General features: G+C 58.8%; 13 protein-coding genes. 12 read left to right on the top strand and 1 reads right to left on the bottom strand.

Annotated features, from left to right (window positions below):
• Positions 1–127: 127 nt before the first annotated feature.
• Positions 128–697, bottom strand: a complete 570-nt coding sequence (locus QQK16_RS17940) for a cupin domain-containing protein (protein ID WP_284197852.1) — start codon at positions 695–697, stop codon at positions 128–130.
• A 287-nt stretch (positions 698–984) separates the two neighbouring features.
• Here QQK16_RS17940 and ald point away from each other — a divergent pair, with 287 nt between their 5' ends.
• The 12 genes from ald to QQK16_RS17880 all read left to right on the top strand — a co-directional run.
• Positions 985–2,100, top strand: coding sequence for an alanine dehydrogenase (ald, locus tag QQK16_RS17935; RefSeq protein WP_284197851.1), 1,116 nt, complete (start codon positions 985–987; stop codon positions 2,098–2,100).
• Positions 2,101–2,191: 91 nt separating this feature from the next.
• Positions 2,192–2,944, top strand: coding sequence for a gamma-glutamyl-gamma-aminobutyrate hydrolase family protein (locus tag QQK16_RS17930; protein WP_284197850.1), 753 nt, complete (start codon positions 2,192–2,194; stop codon positions 2,942–2,944).
• Between the two features lie 120 nt (positions 2,945–3,064).
• A complete protein-coding gene (locus QQK16_RS17925) occupies positions 3,065–4,399 on the top strand; it encodes a glutamine synthetase family protein (protein WP_284197849.1) in 1,335 nt (444 codons plus the stop codon).
• A 158-nt stretch (positions 4,400–4,557) separates the two neighbouring features.
• Positions 4,558–5,991 carry an aspartate aminotransferase family protein gene (locus QQK16_RS17920; protein ID WP_284197848.1) on the top strand — a complete coding sequence of 478 codons (1,434 nt, stop codon included), beginning with the start codon at positions 4,558–4,560 and terminating at the stop codon, positions 5,989–5,991.
• 144 nt (positions 5,992–6,135) lie between these two features.
• Positions 6,136–7,233 carry a polyamine ABC transporter substrate-binding protein gene (locus QQK16_RS17915; RefSeq protein ID WP_284197847.1) on the top strand — a complete coding sequence of 366 codons (1,098 nt, stop codon included), beginning with the start codon at positions 6,136–6,138 and terminating at the stop codon, positions 7,231–7,233.
• Between the two features lie 191 nt (positions 7,234–7,424).
• Positions 7,425–8,546, top strand: a complete 1,122-nt coding sequence (locus QQK16_RS17910; protein ID WP_284197846.1) for an ABC transporter ATP-binding protein — start codon at positions 7,425–7,427, stop codon at positions 8,544–8,546.
• Positions 8,543–9,514, top strand: coding sequence for an ABC transporter permease subunit (locus tag QQK16_RS17905; protein WP_284197845.1), 972 nt, complete (start codon positions 8,543–8,545; stop codon positions 9,512–9,514). Before QQK16_RS17910 ends, QQK16_RS17905 begins: the two co-directional genes overlap by 4 nt.
• Positions 9,511–10,401 carry an ABC transporter permease subunit gene (locus QQK16_RS17900; RefSeq protein WP_308447071.1) on the top strand — a complete coding sequence of 297 codons (891 nt, stop codon included), beginning with the start codon at positions 9,511–9,513 and terminating at the stop codon, positions 10,399–10,401. The genes QQK16_RS17905 and QQK16_RS17900 overlap by 4 nt, the downstream gene beginning before the upstream one ends.
• Before the next feature lie 467 nt (positions 10,402–10,868).
• Positions 10,869–12,026, top strand: coding sequence for an ABC transporter substrate-binding protein (locus tag QQK16_RS17895; protein ID WP_284197844.1), 1,158 nt, complete (start codon positions 10,869–10,871; stop codon positions 12,024–12,026).
• Positions 12,027–12,461: 435 nt separating this feature from the next.
• Positions 12,462–14,345 (top strand): glycosyl hydrolase family 18 protein, encoded by a 1,884-nt coding sequence (locus QQK16_RS17890; protein WP_284197843.1) that lies wholly within the window; start codon positions 12,462–12,464, stop codon positions 14,343–14,345.
• A 107-nt stretch (positions 14,346–14,452) separates the two neighbouring features.
• Positions 14,453–15,460, top strand: a complete 1,008-nt coding sequence (locus QQK16_RS17885) for a cupin-like domain-containing protein (protein ID WP_284197842.1) — start codon at positions 14,453–14,455, stop codon at positions 15,458–15,460.
• 58 nt (positions 15,461–15,518) lie between these two features.
• Positions 15,519–15,806 (top strand): carbohydrate-binding protein (locus tag QQK16_RS17880; RefSeq protein WP_368860145.1); only part of this gene is annotated, 288 nt, incomplete at its 3' end.

The raw sequence follows: 15,806 nt of genomic DNA, 5'->3' as shown, positions 1-15,806 counted from the left end.
CCAGCCGGGGCAAGCACTGCCTGTATCATGTGTGCTTGGCCGCAGGTGGATGGCGGCGGGTAAGGATGCGGTCTGCAGTGTTACGGCCCGGGCGCCTGTTCGGTAACGGTAAGCATTCCTCTAAAACCTAAAAACTGGGCGGCGAATTCGGGCTGACCAGGCTGGCGCTGACCAGTTCGGCATCGTCGCCACCCAGGTTGCGAAAACGGTGGGGCAGGGTGGAATCAAAATAATAGCCTTCGCCCGGCTTGAGTACCCGGCTCTGGTCTGCCACGGTCAGCTCGATCTCGCCCTTGACCACGATGCCGACCTCCTGGCCGGCGTGGCTCAGCATCTCGGCGCCGGTATCGGCGCCTGCGCAATACACCTCTCGCAGCATGGTGATATGGCGGTTCTGTACGCCGTGGCCCACCAGGAAGAGGTTGACGCCTTCGCCGCCGATGTCGGGCATCTGGCCCGGCTCGAAAAATGGCGAGGGCCGGGCGGGCTCTTCTATATCAAAGGTAAAGAACTCGGCCAGGCTCATGGGCACGCCATCCAGCACCTTCTTCAGCGAGGAAATGGACGGGCTGACGCGGTTCTGCTCGATCAGGGAAATCGTGCTGTTGGTCACGCCGGCACGCTTGGCGAGTTCGCGCTGCGACAAGGCATGCTTCTCGCGAACCAGCTTGAGCCGGGTGCTGACTTCCAGTGACATGGCATCTTCCTTGCTATCGAGTAATGGTAAAGTGTCCAATATAGTGAACACTTCGATGTGGGAAATTATACGGCCTTAGGCCGGCTGACAAGTACTGTTTTGCAGCAAAGTCATTGATATAGCGTTTATTGCGGCGCACAACCGATGGCGCTTGTGTCGTGTTTGGGGGCTGGTGTTTAATATGTTTGACATCGCATCTCGGCGGTGCGTTGAGAATGTTTGACGCACCAAGCGGGTGAGCGGTGGCAGGTCACAAGCCTACAAATCAATAAACGGAGAGACTCATCATGCTGATCGGCGTACCCAAGGAAATAAAGAACCATGAATACCGTGTGGGCTTGACGCCTGCCGGTGTCAAGGAACTCAAGCGCAACGGCCACGATGTGCTGGTGCAGACCAACGCGGGGACGGCTATCGGCTTTCCGGATGAGCAGTACATAGAAGCCGGGGCGCAGATCGTGACGGCGGCCGAGGAAATCTTCAAGCGCGCCGACATGATCATCAAGGTCAAGGAGCCTCAGCCTGTGGAGTGCGCCATGCTGCGTGCAGGGCAGATACTCTATACCTACCTGCATCTGGCGCCGGATCCTGAGCAGACTGCCGCACTGGTGAAGTCCGGTTGCGTGGCCATCGCCTATGAGACGGTGACCGACGGCCGTGGCGGTTTGCCCCTGCTGGCGCCTATGTCGGAAGTGGCGGGCCGCATGGCCATCCAGGCGGCGGCGCGGGCCTTGGAAAAATCGGCTGGCGGTTCGGGTGTGCTGCTGGGGGGCGTGCCTGGTGTGGCTCCTGGCCATGTCACCGTGATCGGTGGTGGTGTGGTAGGTACCCACGCAGCCCGCATGGCGGCTGGCCTGGGGGCGGATGTCACCCTGCTGGATCGCTCGCTGCCGCGCCTGAAGGAAATTGACGAGGCTTTTGGTGGTCGTATCAAGACCCTCTACTCCACCCAGGATGCCATCGAGAACGAACTCAAGGTGGCCGATGCCGTGATCGGCGCCGTGCTGATCCCCGGTGCCGCCGCACCCAAGCTGGTGACCAAGGACATGCTCAAGCTGATGAAGCCGGGCTCGGTGCTGGTGGATGTGGCCATCGACCAGGGCGGCTGCTTTGAGACCTCGCGTGCGACCACCCATCAGGAACCCACCTATGTGGTGGATGGCGTGACCCATTATTGCGTGGCCAATATGCCGGGTGGTGTGGCGCGTACCTCCACCATGGCACTGACCAATGCCACGCTGGTGCATGCCGTGGCCATTGCCAACAAGGGCTGGAAGAAGGCGCTGAAGGATGATATCCATCTGCGCAATGGTCTCAATGTTTGCGAAGGCAAGGTGACTTATGCCGCAGTTGCCCGCGATCTGGCTTATGAATATGTATCGGCCGACAGCGTATTGAACTGATAGCAAGGCAGAGGGCGGTGGGTGAACACCCGCCGCCCGTGTATGTAACCCCGCCCGGCTGGTTTGCCGGGCACAGCGCAAGACCATGGATATGAAACGCAAACCTGTCGTAGGCATCGTCGCAGACCGCAAGCAGCTTGGCCTGCATCCTTTCCACTGCGTGGGTGAGAAGTACATCACCGCCGTGATCGGTGGCGCGGATTGCCTGGCTATCGTGATCCCCGCCCTGGGGGAGATGCAGGACTTCGGTGCCTTGCTCGATATGGTGGACGGCTTCTTGTTTACCGGCAGTGTTTCCATGGTGGACCCGCAACGCTACAACGGCCCCAGCCTGCCGGAAGGACAGCATCTCGATACCGCGCGGGATCAGACCGCCATGCCGCTGATGGCGCTGGCTATCGAGCGCGGCATGCCAGTGTTTGCCATCTGCCGTGGTTTTCAGGAAATGAACGTGGTGCATGGCGGCTCGCTGCTGCAAAAAGTGCACGAAATGCCGGGCATGATGGATCACCGCGAGGACAGCGCGGCCGAACTGGAAGTGCAGTACGGCCCGGCGCACCCGGTGCAATTTACCGAGGGCGGCCTGATACAGCGGACCAGCGGCCTGAGCGAATACAGCGTCAACTCCATACACAACCAGGGCGTGGAACGCCTGGGCGCCGGCCTGCAGGCCGAGGCCCTGGCGCCGGACGGCCTGGTGGAAGCCTTCTCGGTGAAGGATGCAAAAGGATTTGCACTGGCGGTGCAATGGCACCCCGAGTGGAAATACGCTGACAATCCACTCTCGACCAGCCTGTTCAAGGCGTTTGGTGAGGATTGCCGGCGCTACCAAGCGAGCCGTTGACGGTTTACCACCGTTGAGGGAAACGTCGGAAAGCGACGGGGAATCCCCCCCGCCGCGCTTTCCAATGTTTGCCGGCTTGCCAACAACCGGAGGTTCGCCGCACAGCGGCGAAAAACTAGCATGGCACAGAACCAATTCCAGGACTTTTTCCGCGAATACGGCATTACCGAAGTCGAGTGCGTCGTCCCCGATATGACGGGCGTGGCACGCGGCAAGATTCTGCCCAAGAGCCAGTTCAATTCGGCCAATATGCGCCTGCCCAAGGCGGTACTGATACAGACCGTGACCGGCGACTGGCCCGATGATGACAATATCACCGGCCCTACCGACCCGGACGTGGTCTGCGTACCCGACTTCAACACGGTCAGGCTGGTGCCCTGGGCGCCAGACCCCACGGCCCTGGTGATCCATGACTGCGTGCATTTCGACGGTTCGCCGGTCGATATCTCGCCCCGCTATGTACTGCGCAAGGTGCTCAAGCTGTTCGAGGACAAGGGCTGGAAGCCGGTGGTGGCGCCTGAGCTGGAGTTCTATCTGGTCGAGCGCAATATTGATCCCGATATTCCGCTCAAGCCACCGGTAGGCCGCACTGGCCGGGCCGAGACAGGCCGCATGAGCTATAGCATCGATGCGGTGAACGAGTTCGACCCCTATTTCGAGGACGTCTACGAATACAGCGACGCCATGCGGCTGGACGTGGACACCCTGATTCATGAGGTGGGCGCCGGCCAGATGGAGATCAACTTCGTCCATGGCGATGCCCTGGACCTGGCCGACCGTGTGTTCCTGTTCAAACGGGTGGTACGCGAGACGGCGCTGCGCCACAACATCTACGCCACCTTCATGGCCAAGCCCATGCAGGAGGAGCCCGGCAGCGCCATGCATATCCACCAGAGCGTGGTGGGGCGTGACGGCAACAATGTGTTCTCCAATGCCGATGGCAGCCCGTCTGATCTGTTCCTCAGCTATATCGCCGGCCTGCAACGCTATATGCCGGCCGTGATGCCCATCATGGCGCCGTTCGTAAACAGCTACCGCCGCTTGAGCCGCTTTACCGCAGCCCCCATCAACCTGCAGTGGGGTTACGACAACCGCACCGTGGGCATACGGGTGCCCAATTCCGGCCCCGAGGCACGCCGGGTGGAAAACCGGGTACCGGGCGTGGACGTCAACCCCTACCTGGCCATGGCCGCTACCCTGGCCTGCGGCTACCTGGGCATGATCAAGGGCTTGAAGCCCTCCGACCCCATGACCACCAGTGGCTACGATCTGGACTACGAACTGCCACGCCACCTGGAAGACGCCATCGAACTGATGCGCGATTCGGCCGATATCGCCGAGGTGTTTGGTGCCGACTTCGTCAATGCCTTCTGCGCGGTGAAGGAGAAGGAATACGACACTTTCTTCCGCGTGATCAGCTCGTGGGAGCGCAGCCACCTGCTGCTTAATGTATAACGCCGTCCCTGGCGCAAGATGCGGCCACGTTTTCCTACCGGAAACGGGGCCGCGGTGCAGGAGTCGGTCTAGCGACCATCAGCCAGCCGGCAAGGCGGCGACTCCCCACCCCAACCCGTTCCCCCGCCGGGAGCGGTAAGTCAATACTGGAGAAACCAATGAGCAATCCCTTCGACACCCGCCCGGCCATTCACGCCGAGGCCCACAAGCCGGGCGGCAGCGTGTTTGCAGCCCGCAGCACCCAGGAATGGCAGCAGATGGATGCCGCACACCATCTGCACCCGTTCAGCGACATGGGTTCGCTGAACAAGCAGGGCAGCCGTGTGATCACGCGTGCCGAGGGTGTCTATCTGTGGGATAGCGATGGCAACAAGATCATCGACGGCATGGCCGGCCTGTGGTGCGTGAATGTGGGTTATGGTCGCCGCGAGATTGCCGAAGTGGCATACAAGCAGATGATGGAACTGCCGTTCTACAACACCTTCTTCAAGACTACCCACCCGCCCATCATCGAGCTGTCGCAGTTGCTCAGCGAAGTGACGCCGGCTGGCTTCGAGCATTTCTTCTATTGCAACTCGGGCTCCGAGGGCAACGATACCGTGCTGCGCATCGTGCACCAGTATTGGGCATCGGTGGGCAAGCCTGCCAAGAAACATATCATCTCGCGCAAGAACGGCTACCACGGCTCCACCATCGCCGGTGGCTCGCTGGGTGGCATGGGCTATATGCACGAGCAGATGCCTTCGCAGGTCCCCAATATCGCCCATATCGACCAGCCATTCTGGTTTGGCGAGGGTAGCGATCTGAGCCCGGCCGAATTCGGCCTCAAGTGTGCCCGCCAGTTGGAAGAGAAGATCCTCGAGCTGGGTGCCGACAATGTCGCCGCCTTTATCGGCGAGCCCTTCCAGGGTGCCGGCGGGGTGATTTTTCCGCCAGAAACCTACTGGCCAGAAATCCAGCGTATCTGCCGCAAGTACGATGTGCTGCTGTGCGCCGACGAAGTCATCGGCGGCTTTGGCCGTACCGGCGAATGGTTTGCCCACCAGCATTTCGGCTTTGAGCCGGACACCATGACCCTGGCCAAGGGCCTGACCAGCGGTTACGTGCCCATGGGCGCCGTGGCTATCCACAAGCGTATCGCCGAACCCTTGATTGCAGGCGGTGATTTCAACCATGGCCTGACTTACTCCGGCCACCCGGTTGCCGCTGCAGTGGCCGTGGCCAATATCAAGCTGTTGCGTGATGGCGGCATCATCGAGCAGGTCAAGACTGAGACCGGTCCGTACTTCCAGAAGGCACTGCGCGAAGCGCTGGATGCCTCGCCGCTGGTGGGGCAGATCGATGGCGCAGGCCTGGTGGCAGGCATGCAGCTGACTGAAGACAAGGCCAGCCGCAAGCGCTTTGCCAACGGCTATGAGATCGGCCTCAAGTGCCGCGATTACTGCTTCAAGAACAACCTCATCATGCGCGCCACTGGCGACCGTATGCTGTTGAGCCCGCCCTTGGTGATGAACAAGTCGGAGATAGACGAGTTGGTCGAGAAGGCCGCCTTGTGCATAGGCCTTACGGCACGCGAGCTTGGTATGGTGTAATTCGTGCTTGCAACACGGCAGCCTGGCTGCCGTGTTGCATGACACTGCTTTGTTCAGCGCGTCCGGGGGCTTACCCCCTGGATGTCGTGCAGATTCGTTTCGGCAGTCCTTCCCCGCATTATTTCAACGCTCAGGAGAAATTCGATGGTTAGGAAGCAGTTTGCGATGACCGTATTGGCTGTCACCCTGTTGGGTGTGGCGGCTCAGGCTCAGGCCGCCGGCCAGTTGAATATCTACAACTGGAACGACTATATCGGCGAGCAGACGGTGCCGAATTTCGAGAAGGCCAATAGCGTCAAGATCAAGTACGACGTCTATGACAGCAACGAAACACTGCAAGCCAAGCTGCTGACCGGCAAGTCGGGCTACGATATCGTGGTGCCCTCGCTGGAGTTCGCTGCCAAGCAGATCCAGTCGAATATCTACCTGCCGCTGGATAAATCCAAGATACCGAATTACGCCAACCTGAACCCCGAGATACTGAAGAAGGCAGAGGTAGCCGATCCGGGCAACAAGTTCCTGGTGCCATATATGTGGGGCACTACAGCCTTTGGCATCAATGTGGACAAGGTCAAGAAGGCGCTGGGCAACGAACCCATGCCGGCGGATGAATGGGAACTGATCTTCAATCCCAAATACACCAGCAAGCTGAAGTCCTGCGGCATCTCGTTTATGGATACCGGCAGCGATGTGTATTCCATGGTCAATATCTACCTCGGCAAGGATGCCAACGACCATTCCGACGCCACCCTGAAGGCAGCCACCGAAGTATTGAAAAAGGTGCGCAAGGATGTGCGCGTGTTCAACTCCTCGCCCATAGACCTGCTGGCCAATGGCGACGTCTGCGTTGCCATGTCGTTCAACGGTGATACCTATATCGCCAAGGATAGGGCGGTCGAGGCCAAGAACAACCAGAAGATCGAGTATGTGGTACCCAAGAAGGGCACCATACTGTGGATAGACAATATGGCTATCCCCAAGGACAGCAAGAATGCCGCCAACGCCCTGGCCTGGATCAACTACATCCTGGATCCCAAGGTGGTGGCAGAGATATCGAACTACGTGAACTACGCGAACCCGAATACCAAGTCGGCGCCGTTCGTGGACAAGAAGATCGCCAGCGACCCCAAGATCTTCATGAACCAGGAAGCACTCAGCAAGCTACAGGCCAAAAAGCCCATCGAGCCCGCTGCCCAGAAGCTGATCACCAAGTATTTCAACCAGTTCAAATCGGCCAAATAGGCTGACAGTCTAAGAGCCTGTTCACGATTTTTTCACCCCGGAGCGAAAGATCGTGAACAGGCTCTAAGGGCCGATCACAAAAGGTCGGCCTTTTTTGCGAAGATATGCCCTCGTTTCCAAATCAAACGCACGTGCCGATGGCGTTGCGCGTTTGATTTGGCAATGACCAAACCTTGTATGGAGTTTCTATCGTGGCGGTAACGGAAGTCGCAGCAGGCGACAACAAGCAGCACTACCTTGAGATCAAGGGCGTCACCAAGAAATTCGGTGATTTCTATGCGGTTGACGATGTGGATCTGGTCATCCCCAAGAACGAGATATTTGCCCTGCTGGGTAGCTCGGGCTCAGGCAAGTCCACCCTGCTGCGTATGCTGGCGGGCATGGAGCATCCCACCGAAGGCCGCATCATCCTGGATGGCCAGGACATCACTGACCTGCAGCCTTATGTGCGGCCAGTGAACATGATGTTCCAGAGCTATGCGCTGTTTCCGCACATGACGGTGGAGCAGAACATTGCCTTTGGCCTCAAGCAGGACAAGCTGCCCAAGGATGAGATCATAGACCGGGTAGGCAAGATGCTGGACCTGGTGCAGATGCGCAAGTACGCCAAGCGCAAGCCGCACCAGCTGTCGGGCGGCCAGCAGCAACGGGTGGCACTGGCCCGTTCGCTGGCCAAGCGGCCCAAGCTGCTGCTGCTGGATGAGCCCTTGGGTGCCCTGGACAAGAAACTGCGGGTACAGACCCAGTTTGAACTGGTCAATGTGATCGAGACCGTAGGCGTGACCTGCATCATGGTGACCCACGACCAGGAAGAGGCCATGACCATGGCCAGCCGTATCGCCATCATGAGCGAAGGCAAGCTGATGCAGGTGGGCGGCCCGCGTGAGATCTACGAGTACCCGAGCTGCCGCTTTACCGCCGAGTTCATTGGCTCCACCAATATCTTCGAAGGCCGGCTGTCGGTAGATGAGCCCGACCATATCGTCATCGAAAGCCCTGAGCTGGCACGCGGTATCTATGTGGACCACGGCATTACCGGCCCCAAGGGCATGACTGTGTGGTATTCGGTCCGCCCGGAAGACGTCGTGCTGTGCCGGGAGAAACCGGATGCGCAATACAACTGGGCTGAGGGCAAGGTACACGATGTGGCGTATCTGGGCTCCCACTCGGTCTACCACGTCAAGCTGGCCTCCGGCCGCATCGTCATGGCCAATGTGCCGTCCAATGTCTGGGGCAGCGAAAAACCGGCTACCTGGAATGAAGACGTGGTGGTGAAGTGGGGGGATGACGCAGGTGTGGTGCTGACATCATGATCAAATCCCTCTTGCATCGCTGGCTGCCCTCGGGCCGCACCGGCGTGATTGCGCTACCGTATTTCTGGCTGCTGTTCTTCTTTGCGCTGCCGTTCTTCTTTGTGCTGAAGATCAGCTTCGCCCAGCCCGACATTGCGCAACCACCCTACACCCCCCTGGTGACCCAGGAGGAAAACACCACCACCATCGTGCTGGATACCACCAAGTACAGCACCATCCTGGACGAGGGCAAGGCGTTCTATCACTCGCTGTTCGACCCGGAAACCACCTGGGAGCAAGCGAAGGAAGAGAGCCAGTACGTGGTGGCCTATGGCAATGCCATCAAGCTGGCGCTCTACACCATGCTGCTGACGCTGCTGATAGGCTACCCGCTGGCCTATAACATTGCCCGCGCCAACGAGGCTACCCGCAACACCTTGCTGATGCTGGTGATGATTCCGTTCTGGACCTCCTTCCTGCTGCGGGTCTATGCCTGGATAGGCATACTCAAGCCCAATGGCGTCATCAACAATGTGCTGATGTCCATGGGGCTGATCGATGCACCGCTGGAAATGCTCTACACACCGTTCTCGGTGGTGATAGGCATGGTCTACAACTACCTGCCGTTCATGATATTGCCGCTGTACTCCACCTTGGTGAAGCTGGATGGCCGCCTGTTCGAGGCGGCTGCCGATCTGGGGGCGAGCAAGGTCACTACCTTCTTCCGCATCACCTTGCCGCTGTCCAAGGCCGGCATCATCGCCGGCTGCATGATGGTGTTCATCCCGGCCGTGGGTGAGTATGTGATACCGGCGCTGTTGGGGGGCGGTGATGTGGTCTTCATCGGCAACAAGCTGATGGATGACTTCGGCGCCAACCTTGATTGGCCGCAGGCCGCCGCCGTGGCCGTGGTGATGCTGGCGCTGCTGATCGCACCCATCATCTGGTTCCATCGCTTTGAGCAGAAACAGCAGGAGGCTGCGCAATGAACAAGATGCCAACTGCCAACAAGCTGTTCATGCTGCTGGGCTTTTTCTTTCTGTATGCGCCCATCGCCAGCCTGATCATCTACTCCTTTAATGAATCACGTCTGGTCACGGTGTGGGGTGGCTTCTCGCTCAAGTGGTATGGCGAGATGTTCAACAACGACGACCTGCTCGCGGCTGCTGGCCTGAGCTTCAAGATTGCCTTCCTTGCCGCCACCCTGGCGGTGGTGCTGGGCACGGTGGCCGGCTTTGTACTGGCTCGTTTCGGCGCCTTCCGCGGGCACTCATTGTTTGCAGGCCTGACTACCGCACCCATGGTGATGCCCGAAGTGATCGTGGGTTTGTCCATGCTACTGCTGTTCGTCTCCCTGCAGTCCAGCCTGGGTTGCTCGGCCGATGATCCGGGTGGCCTGTTCACCCGCTTGGGTTGCTGGGCGTTTGGCGAGCGGGGGATGATCACCATCTGGATAGGCCATACCACGCTGTGCATGGCCTATGTGGCGGTACTGGTGCAGGCACGACTGAAGGAGCTGGATCGCTCGCTGGAAGACGCTGCAATGGACCTCGGTTGCCACCCGTTCAAGGTGTTCTTCGTCATCACCATACCGGTGATTGCGCCGGCACTGGTGTCCGGTTGGTTGCTGAGTTTCACCCTGTCGCTGGATGACTATGTGCTGACGGCCTTCCTGTCCGGCCCGGGTTCGACCACCTTGCCGCAGTGGATCTTCTCCTCGGTGCGTATCGGCCCTACGCCGGAAGTGAATGCGCTGGCTACTGTGGTGATCGTCATCGTCACCGTCTTTGTGGTGATCTCCAACCGCCTGATGCTATCAGCCCAGGCCAAGCGTGATCGCGCCATGCAGGCGGCGTTTGCCGGCAAGACGGAGTAAAGCTGCTAGAGCCATTCAAGGGCTGATTGCGGCAAAAAGACCTTGAACAGGCTCGGTGCCCTGCCTTAGCTTGCTTCCCTGCAAGCGTGCCGCTCCTTAAGACCAATGCCAGTCAGTGAACGCTGACTGGCATTTTTTTGCTGGGAGCCACGCACAAAACCGCTGCACAAAGCTAAATCCATGCATATGCCCGCCTGAGTAAGGCGTAGTGTGTACCTACGTTCGTAGCCGATGCGCAACGCTTGGTTGCCGTTATCGAGAGCGGCAAGTGCAAGGCACTGGAAGGCCAACGGGTGCGCGGCCGAATGGACGGTTCAGGTCAAGCTAAATGGCCGAATGGGTTGCCTTATGACCTTTTGTGACTACGCTGTACTATACGCTGGCCGGATTCAACGGTTGGCTTCCCCTATTTAGGAAGCTAGGTGTGGCCTGTGACGCAGCGGCTATAGCAGCCGGGAGGTATCTGCATGCACCGCATGGTTATCGTTGTTTGGGCCTGGTTTTGCCTAGCAGGTTCGGTGCAGGCAGGGGAAGTGCTGCGTATCTTTACGTGGCAAGGCTATGTGACAGTAGATGATCTGGCCCAGGTTAATCGGCTGTTACAGGAGCGAAACCTGGATGTGCGCGCAGAGATCATCCAGCCTTTTGCGGTGGGCCCAGAGCAGATGTTTGAAGTCATGCGCTGGCATCAAGCTGACCTTAGTTTCTTCACGCTTAACTACATTCAGATGCAGGAAGGGCGAGGAGCCCGTCTGCTTCAAGCTATTGATACACGTCGCATACCAAACTTCGCTCGTGTAAGACCCGAACTAGCTGACTTGCCCATGGGAAAGGCAGGTGAAAAGCTGTTGTATGTGCCTTTTGGCGGCGGGGCATACGGCATCTGGGCCAATATGGACAAGCTCAAGCCAGAAGAGCTACCTCGTCGCCTGAACGAGCTCTTGGATGAGCGCTGGAGAGGCAAGATCTCGCTGACCAGTGGTCAGGTGCAACCGAATGTTGCGCTGGCCTATATGGCTGTCGGCGAGCCCCCATTTCTGTTGGACAGCTTGGTGCAGTCCAACAGTCGGCAGCAAGCAAAGCTGCAACTACTGGACAGCCCGGCTAAACGTTTCCTGGATGCGCTCTACCAACAGGTGAGTACATTCTGGACAGTTGCACCTCAGTTTTCGGCGCAAGATCTGCTGGTGGCAAGCTATGGGCCCGAGATCGCCCGCCAGCGTAGCCTAGGCAGGCATTGGGTTCTGGTACCTTTCGAGGAAGGCAATACTGTCTGGTTGGATACCATGAACATCGCGCGCGAAGTCTCTGGTGCCAAGCTGGAAGCGGCTTACATCTTCATCGACTACATGTTGTCAGATGCGGTGCAACGCGGCGTGGTTGAGCGACTTAGTATGGTGGCAGTGACAAAGACAGTGAAGAATCCCTTGCTGGATGGCAACCCGGATTTCTTCCGGCAGGACCGCTTCTGGCCTCCTTATGCCAAGTTGTCGGACAACTTGATGAAGGCCATGTCAGACCAAGCCATGCGTAGCAGAAGGCGTGAAGACTCCCCAGTGGTGAGGCATGTTCCCGTTCCGACACCATCCTCCGGCCACGAAGTACGCCATGATCGTGGTCAGTAAGTGGTTATGTTCCAGTAGCAATACATTGCGTACTAATTCAATCCCCGCACCTACTGGCCGTTTGCGTAGCTGAACCGCAACAGACCACTTCTCTCTGCCACCACGCTGGCATCTGTACTCCCCCGGTCTATGACCCTGTAAGCCTTGCTGTATCAGGCTTGCTTATTTTTTGTTCTATTTATGCCATCCGGCTGCATCGGCTTGGAATATAGAAAATCGGATTGACATTCTTCATAACTACGTCATATTTTCGTGAATACCAGATTAGAACCACAAGCGACCAATTTGAGATGTTTGAGTAATACCGGTCTTATGTGGTGGTATGGCTGTACTTTGCATTGCCTGACGGTGAGGGGCGATGGCAAACGATAACCGAGCCGGGCGAAGCATCCGGTTACCTCACCTTACTTCCAACTCTCGGATGGAGTTAACCGCATGAACCGTACCCAAAGCTTGGCCCGTCGCTTCGCGTTGCGTTCTGTCACCGTCAGCCTGGCTACCGCCGGGTTGCTGTATGCCCCGAATGTGCTGGCTGCTACCTGCGCCGCTCCATGGGCCGAAGGCAATACCTACGCCACCAATACCCTGGCCTCGTATACCAGCAAGAATTACAAGGCGCTGCAGACCCATACCGCCCACGTGGGCGCCAACTGGAATCCTGCCTCGACGCCGACCCTGTGGGGCTTCGTCGAGAACTGCAGCGGCACCCCTACGCCGACACCTACCCCAACTCCAACGCCGACCCCCACACCGACTCCTACACCGACTCCTACACCGACACCGGTAAGTTGCTTTGTCGCCTGGAATGCCAGCACGGCCTACACCACCGGCCAGCGCGTGACTTACAACGGCCGCAACTACGAGGCCAAGTGGTGGACCATGGGTGAGGCACCGTCGGCCAATACCGGCAGCGGCAAGCCCTGGACAGACCTGAACGCTTGCACCACGCCCACCCCGACGCCAACGCCAACGCCAACGCCAACGCCAACGCCAACGCCAACGCCGACACCAACGCCGACACCGACACCGACACCAACCCCGACGCCAACCCCGACGCCAACCCCCACCGCACGTCAGGTCGGGTCGTATTTCGCGCAATGGGGTATCTATGGGCGTAACTACCAAGTCAAGAATATCGAGACCTCGGGCTCGGCAGCCAAGCTGACCTTCCTCAACTATGCCTTCGGCAATGTCTACCAGAAGAACGGTGGTTACGAGTGCGATATCCAGTACCGCACCGAGTCGGGCAATGGGGATGGCGGCGATCCGTTTGCCGACTACAGCAAGTCCTTCGATGCCGCTACCTCGGTTGATGGCGTGGCCGACAAATGGGATAGCCCGCTGCGTGGCAACTTTGGCCAGATCAAGCGGCTCAAGGCCAAGTATCCCGGTATCAAGGCCTTTATCTCGCTAGGTGGCTGGTCGTGGTCCAAGTGGTTCTCGGCAGCATCGGCCAACGATACGCTGCGCAAGCAACTGGTGAAGAGCTGTGTGGACGTCTACATCAAGGGCAATCTGCCGGTCTATGACGGTGCGGGCGGTACGGGTGCAGCAGCCGGGCTGTTTGATGGCATCGATATCGATTGGGAATTCCCGGGCGTGCAGGGCTTTGGCTACAACACCGTCAGCCCGGCCGACAAGCAGAACTTCACCTTGCTGCTGAAGGAGTTCCGTACCCAGCTGAATGCGCTGACGGCCACTACTGGCAAGCCGTACAAGCTGACAGTGGCCATAGGTGCCGGCAAGGACAAGATAGACATGACCGAGCCGGCCCTCTACAGCCAGCATCTGGACTGGATCAACCTGATGTCCTACGACTTCCACGGCGGCTGGGATGCCAAGGGACCGACGGACTTCCATTCTCACCTGAGCAATGACCCGGCCAGCCCCAATGCACAGACTACCCTGGGCGCCAGCTACAACATCGAGGGGGCGGTGAACAGCCTGCTCGCTGCAGGTGCGCCTGCGGGCAAGATCGTGATTGGCATCCCGTTTTATGGCCGGGGCTGGACCGGCGTGACCAATGCCAACAACGGCCTCTACCAAGCGGCTACCGGTGCGGCACGTGGTACCTACGAGGCGGGGATAGAGGACTACAAGGTGCTGAAGAACGCACCCGGTAATGTCTATGTCCACCCAGTGACCAAGCAGTCGTGGAAGTTCGACGGTACCAACTTCTGGTCCTACGACACTCCTGATGTCATCCAGACCAAGATCGACTACGTCAAGGCCAAGGGTTTGGGCGGCATGATGAGCTGGTCGCTGGATGGGGATACAGCCAATGGTGAACTGATGACCAAGATGAGCACGGTCAGGTAAGGCTGGCTGGATAGGGCGGGGCACCGTTGCTGCAAGGAGCACGGTGCTCCGCTCCATCTGGCGGTATGCACCCTTAGAACCTGGGTAGGATGGCAAGCGAGGATGAAATGGAAGTACGACGCGTAGACCATGAATGGCGCCGCTGGATAGCGGAAAACCTGTTGCTGGAGAGCAGCCCGGCTGTGCTGCTGCAGACCATGGTAGACAACGGGATCAGCCCCGAGGAGGCAGGCCTCGAACTGGAGGCTGCCATCAGTAGCCCCTATCTGGCGGGTGCTGCCCGCCTGCGCAACCGTCTGAAAAAGCGCACTTGGCCGCTGGACATACAGCGCAAGCTCAATAGCCTGGACAGCCGCACCCACGAGGTACCCCGTCGACACCAGATCAGCGGCGATGCCTTCTTCAAGGAGTTCTATGCGCTCAATCGTCCCGTCATCATCACCGGCATGATGGACGACTGGCCCGCCATGTCGCGCTGGCATTTTGGCTATTTGCGAGAGCGCTTTGGCGAACGCGAGGTGGAGGTGCAGTTTGGGCGCAATCAGGACGCCAATTACGAAGTGAACCAGCCCAAACACAAGCGCAATATGCGCTTTGCCGATTATGTGGACCTGGTGCAGAACAGCGACCAGACCAATGATTTCTACATGACCGCCAACAATAGCGGCCGTAACAAGGAAGCACTGGCTGAGCTATGGGATGACGTGGTGCAACTGCCCGCTTACCTGGACGGCAAGCCGGGCAATGGCTTTTTCTGGTTTGGCCCGCGCGGCACTCGCACGCCTTTCCATCATGACCTCACCAACAACTTTATGGCACAGGTGATGGGGCGCAAGCGCATACGGCTGGTGCCCGCCGTGGAGCTGGGGCAGATCTACAACGACCTGCATTGCTATACCCCGGTTGATGGCGCCGATATCGATTACCAGCGCTTTCCGTTGATGCGCGATGCCCAGGTACTGGATGTGGAGCTGGCGCCCGGCGAGATTTTGTTCCTGCCGGTGGGCTGCTGGCATTACGTCGAAGGCCTGAGCCCCAGCATCACCATGTCGTTCACCAATTTCCGCTGGGACAACGATTTCTCCAGTTTCTACGACAGCTACCACGGCGTTTGAGCCTAGCTGTCGCTCGCCAGGCAAGGCGGGCTTCATTCCATTAAGACGGAGCGTGACCATGACAACACCCCGTAAGCCTTTCTTCGGCATGAATGCCGTCACCCTGGGCTTGGCTGCAGCCGGCCTGCTGCACGCGCCTGCGGCGTGGGCTGCGAGCTGCGCTGCCGGCTGGGTCGAGGGCAATACTTATGCGGCCAACAGCCAAGCCAGCTATCAGGGCAGGAACTACACCGCACTGCAGACCCATACTGCCTTTGTGGGCGCCAACTGGAACCCGGCGGCATCGCCGACCCTGTGGCGGTTCAACGAGAACTGCAACAGTACGCCAACACCGACACCGACACCA

Source organism: Chitinimonas prasina, from assembly GCF_030160395.1.
GTDB classification, from domain to species: domain Bacteria; phylum Pseudomonadota; class Gammaproteobacteria; order Burkholderiales; family Chitinimonadaceae; genus Chitinimonas; species Chitinimonas prasina.
This window is presented reverse-complemented; position numbering and strand designations above follow the sequence as displayed.

What these genes read in the sequence shown, in the direction of transcription:
- QQK16_RS17890 (WP_284197843.1), top strand. Translation starts at nt 12,462, where the DNA reads ATGAACCGTACCCAAAGCTTGGCCCGTCGCTTCGCGTTGCGTTCTGTC.
- QQK16_RS17920 (WP_284197848.1), top strand. Translation starts at nt 4,558, where the DNA reads ATGAGCAATCCCTTCGACACCCGCCCGGCCATTCACGCCGAGGCCCAC.
- QQK16_RS17915 (WP_284197847.1), top strand. Translation starts at nt 6,136, where the DNA reads ATGGTTAGGAAGCAGTTTGCGATGACCGTATTGGCTGTCACCCTGTTG.
- QQK16_RS17885 (WP_284197842.1), top strand. Translation starts at nt 14,453, where the DNA reads ATGGAAGTACGACGCGTAGACCATGAATGGCGCCGCTGGATAGCGGAA.
- QQK16_RS17940 (WP_284197852.1), bottom strand. Translation starts at nt 697, where the DNA reads ATGTCACTGGAAGTCAGCACCCGGCTCAAGCTGGTTCGCGAGAAGCAT.
- QQK16_RS17900 (WP_308447071.1), top strand. Translation starts at nt 9,511, where the DNA reads ATGAACAAGATGCCAACTGCCAACAAGCTGTTCATGCTGCTGGGCTTT.
- QQK16_RS17925 (WP_284197849.1), top strand. Translation starts at nt 3,065, where the DNA reads ATGGCACAGAACCAATTCCAGGACTTTTTCCGCGAATACGGCATTACC.
- QQK16_RS17930 (WP_284197850.1), top strand. Translation starts at nt 2,192, where the DNA reads ATGAAACGCAAACCTGTCGTAGGCATCGTCGCAGACCGCAAGCAGCTT.
- QQK16_RS17895 (WP_284197844.1), top strand. Translation starts at nt 10,869, where the DNA reads ATGCACCGCATGGTTATCGTTGTTTGGGCCTGGTTTTGCCTAGCAGGT.
- QQK16_RS17905 (WP_284197845.1), top strand. Translation starts at nt 8,543, where the DNA reads ATGATCAAATCCCTCTTGCATCGCTGGCTGCCCTCGGGCCGCACCGGC.
- ald (WP_284197851.1), top strand. Translation starts at nt 985, where the DNA reads ATGCTGATCGGCGTACCCAAGGAAATAAAGAACCATGAATACCGTGTG.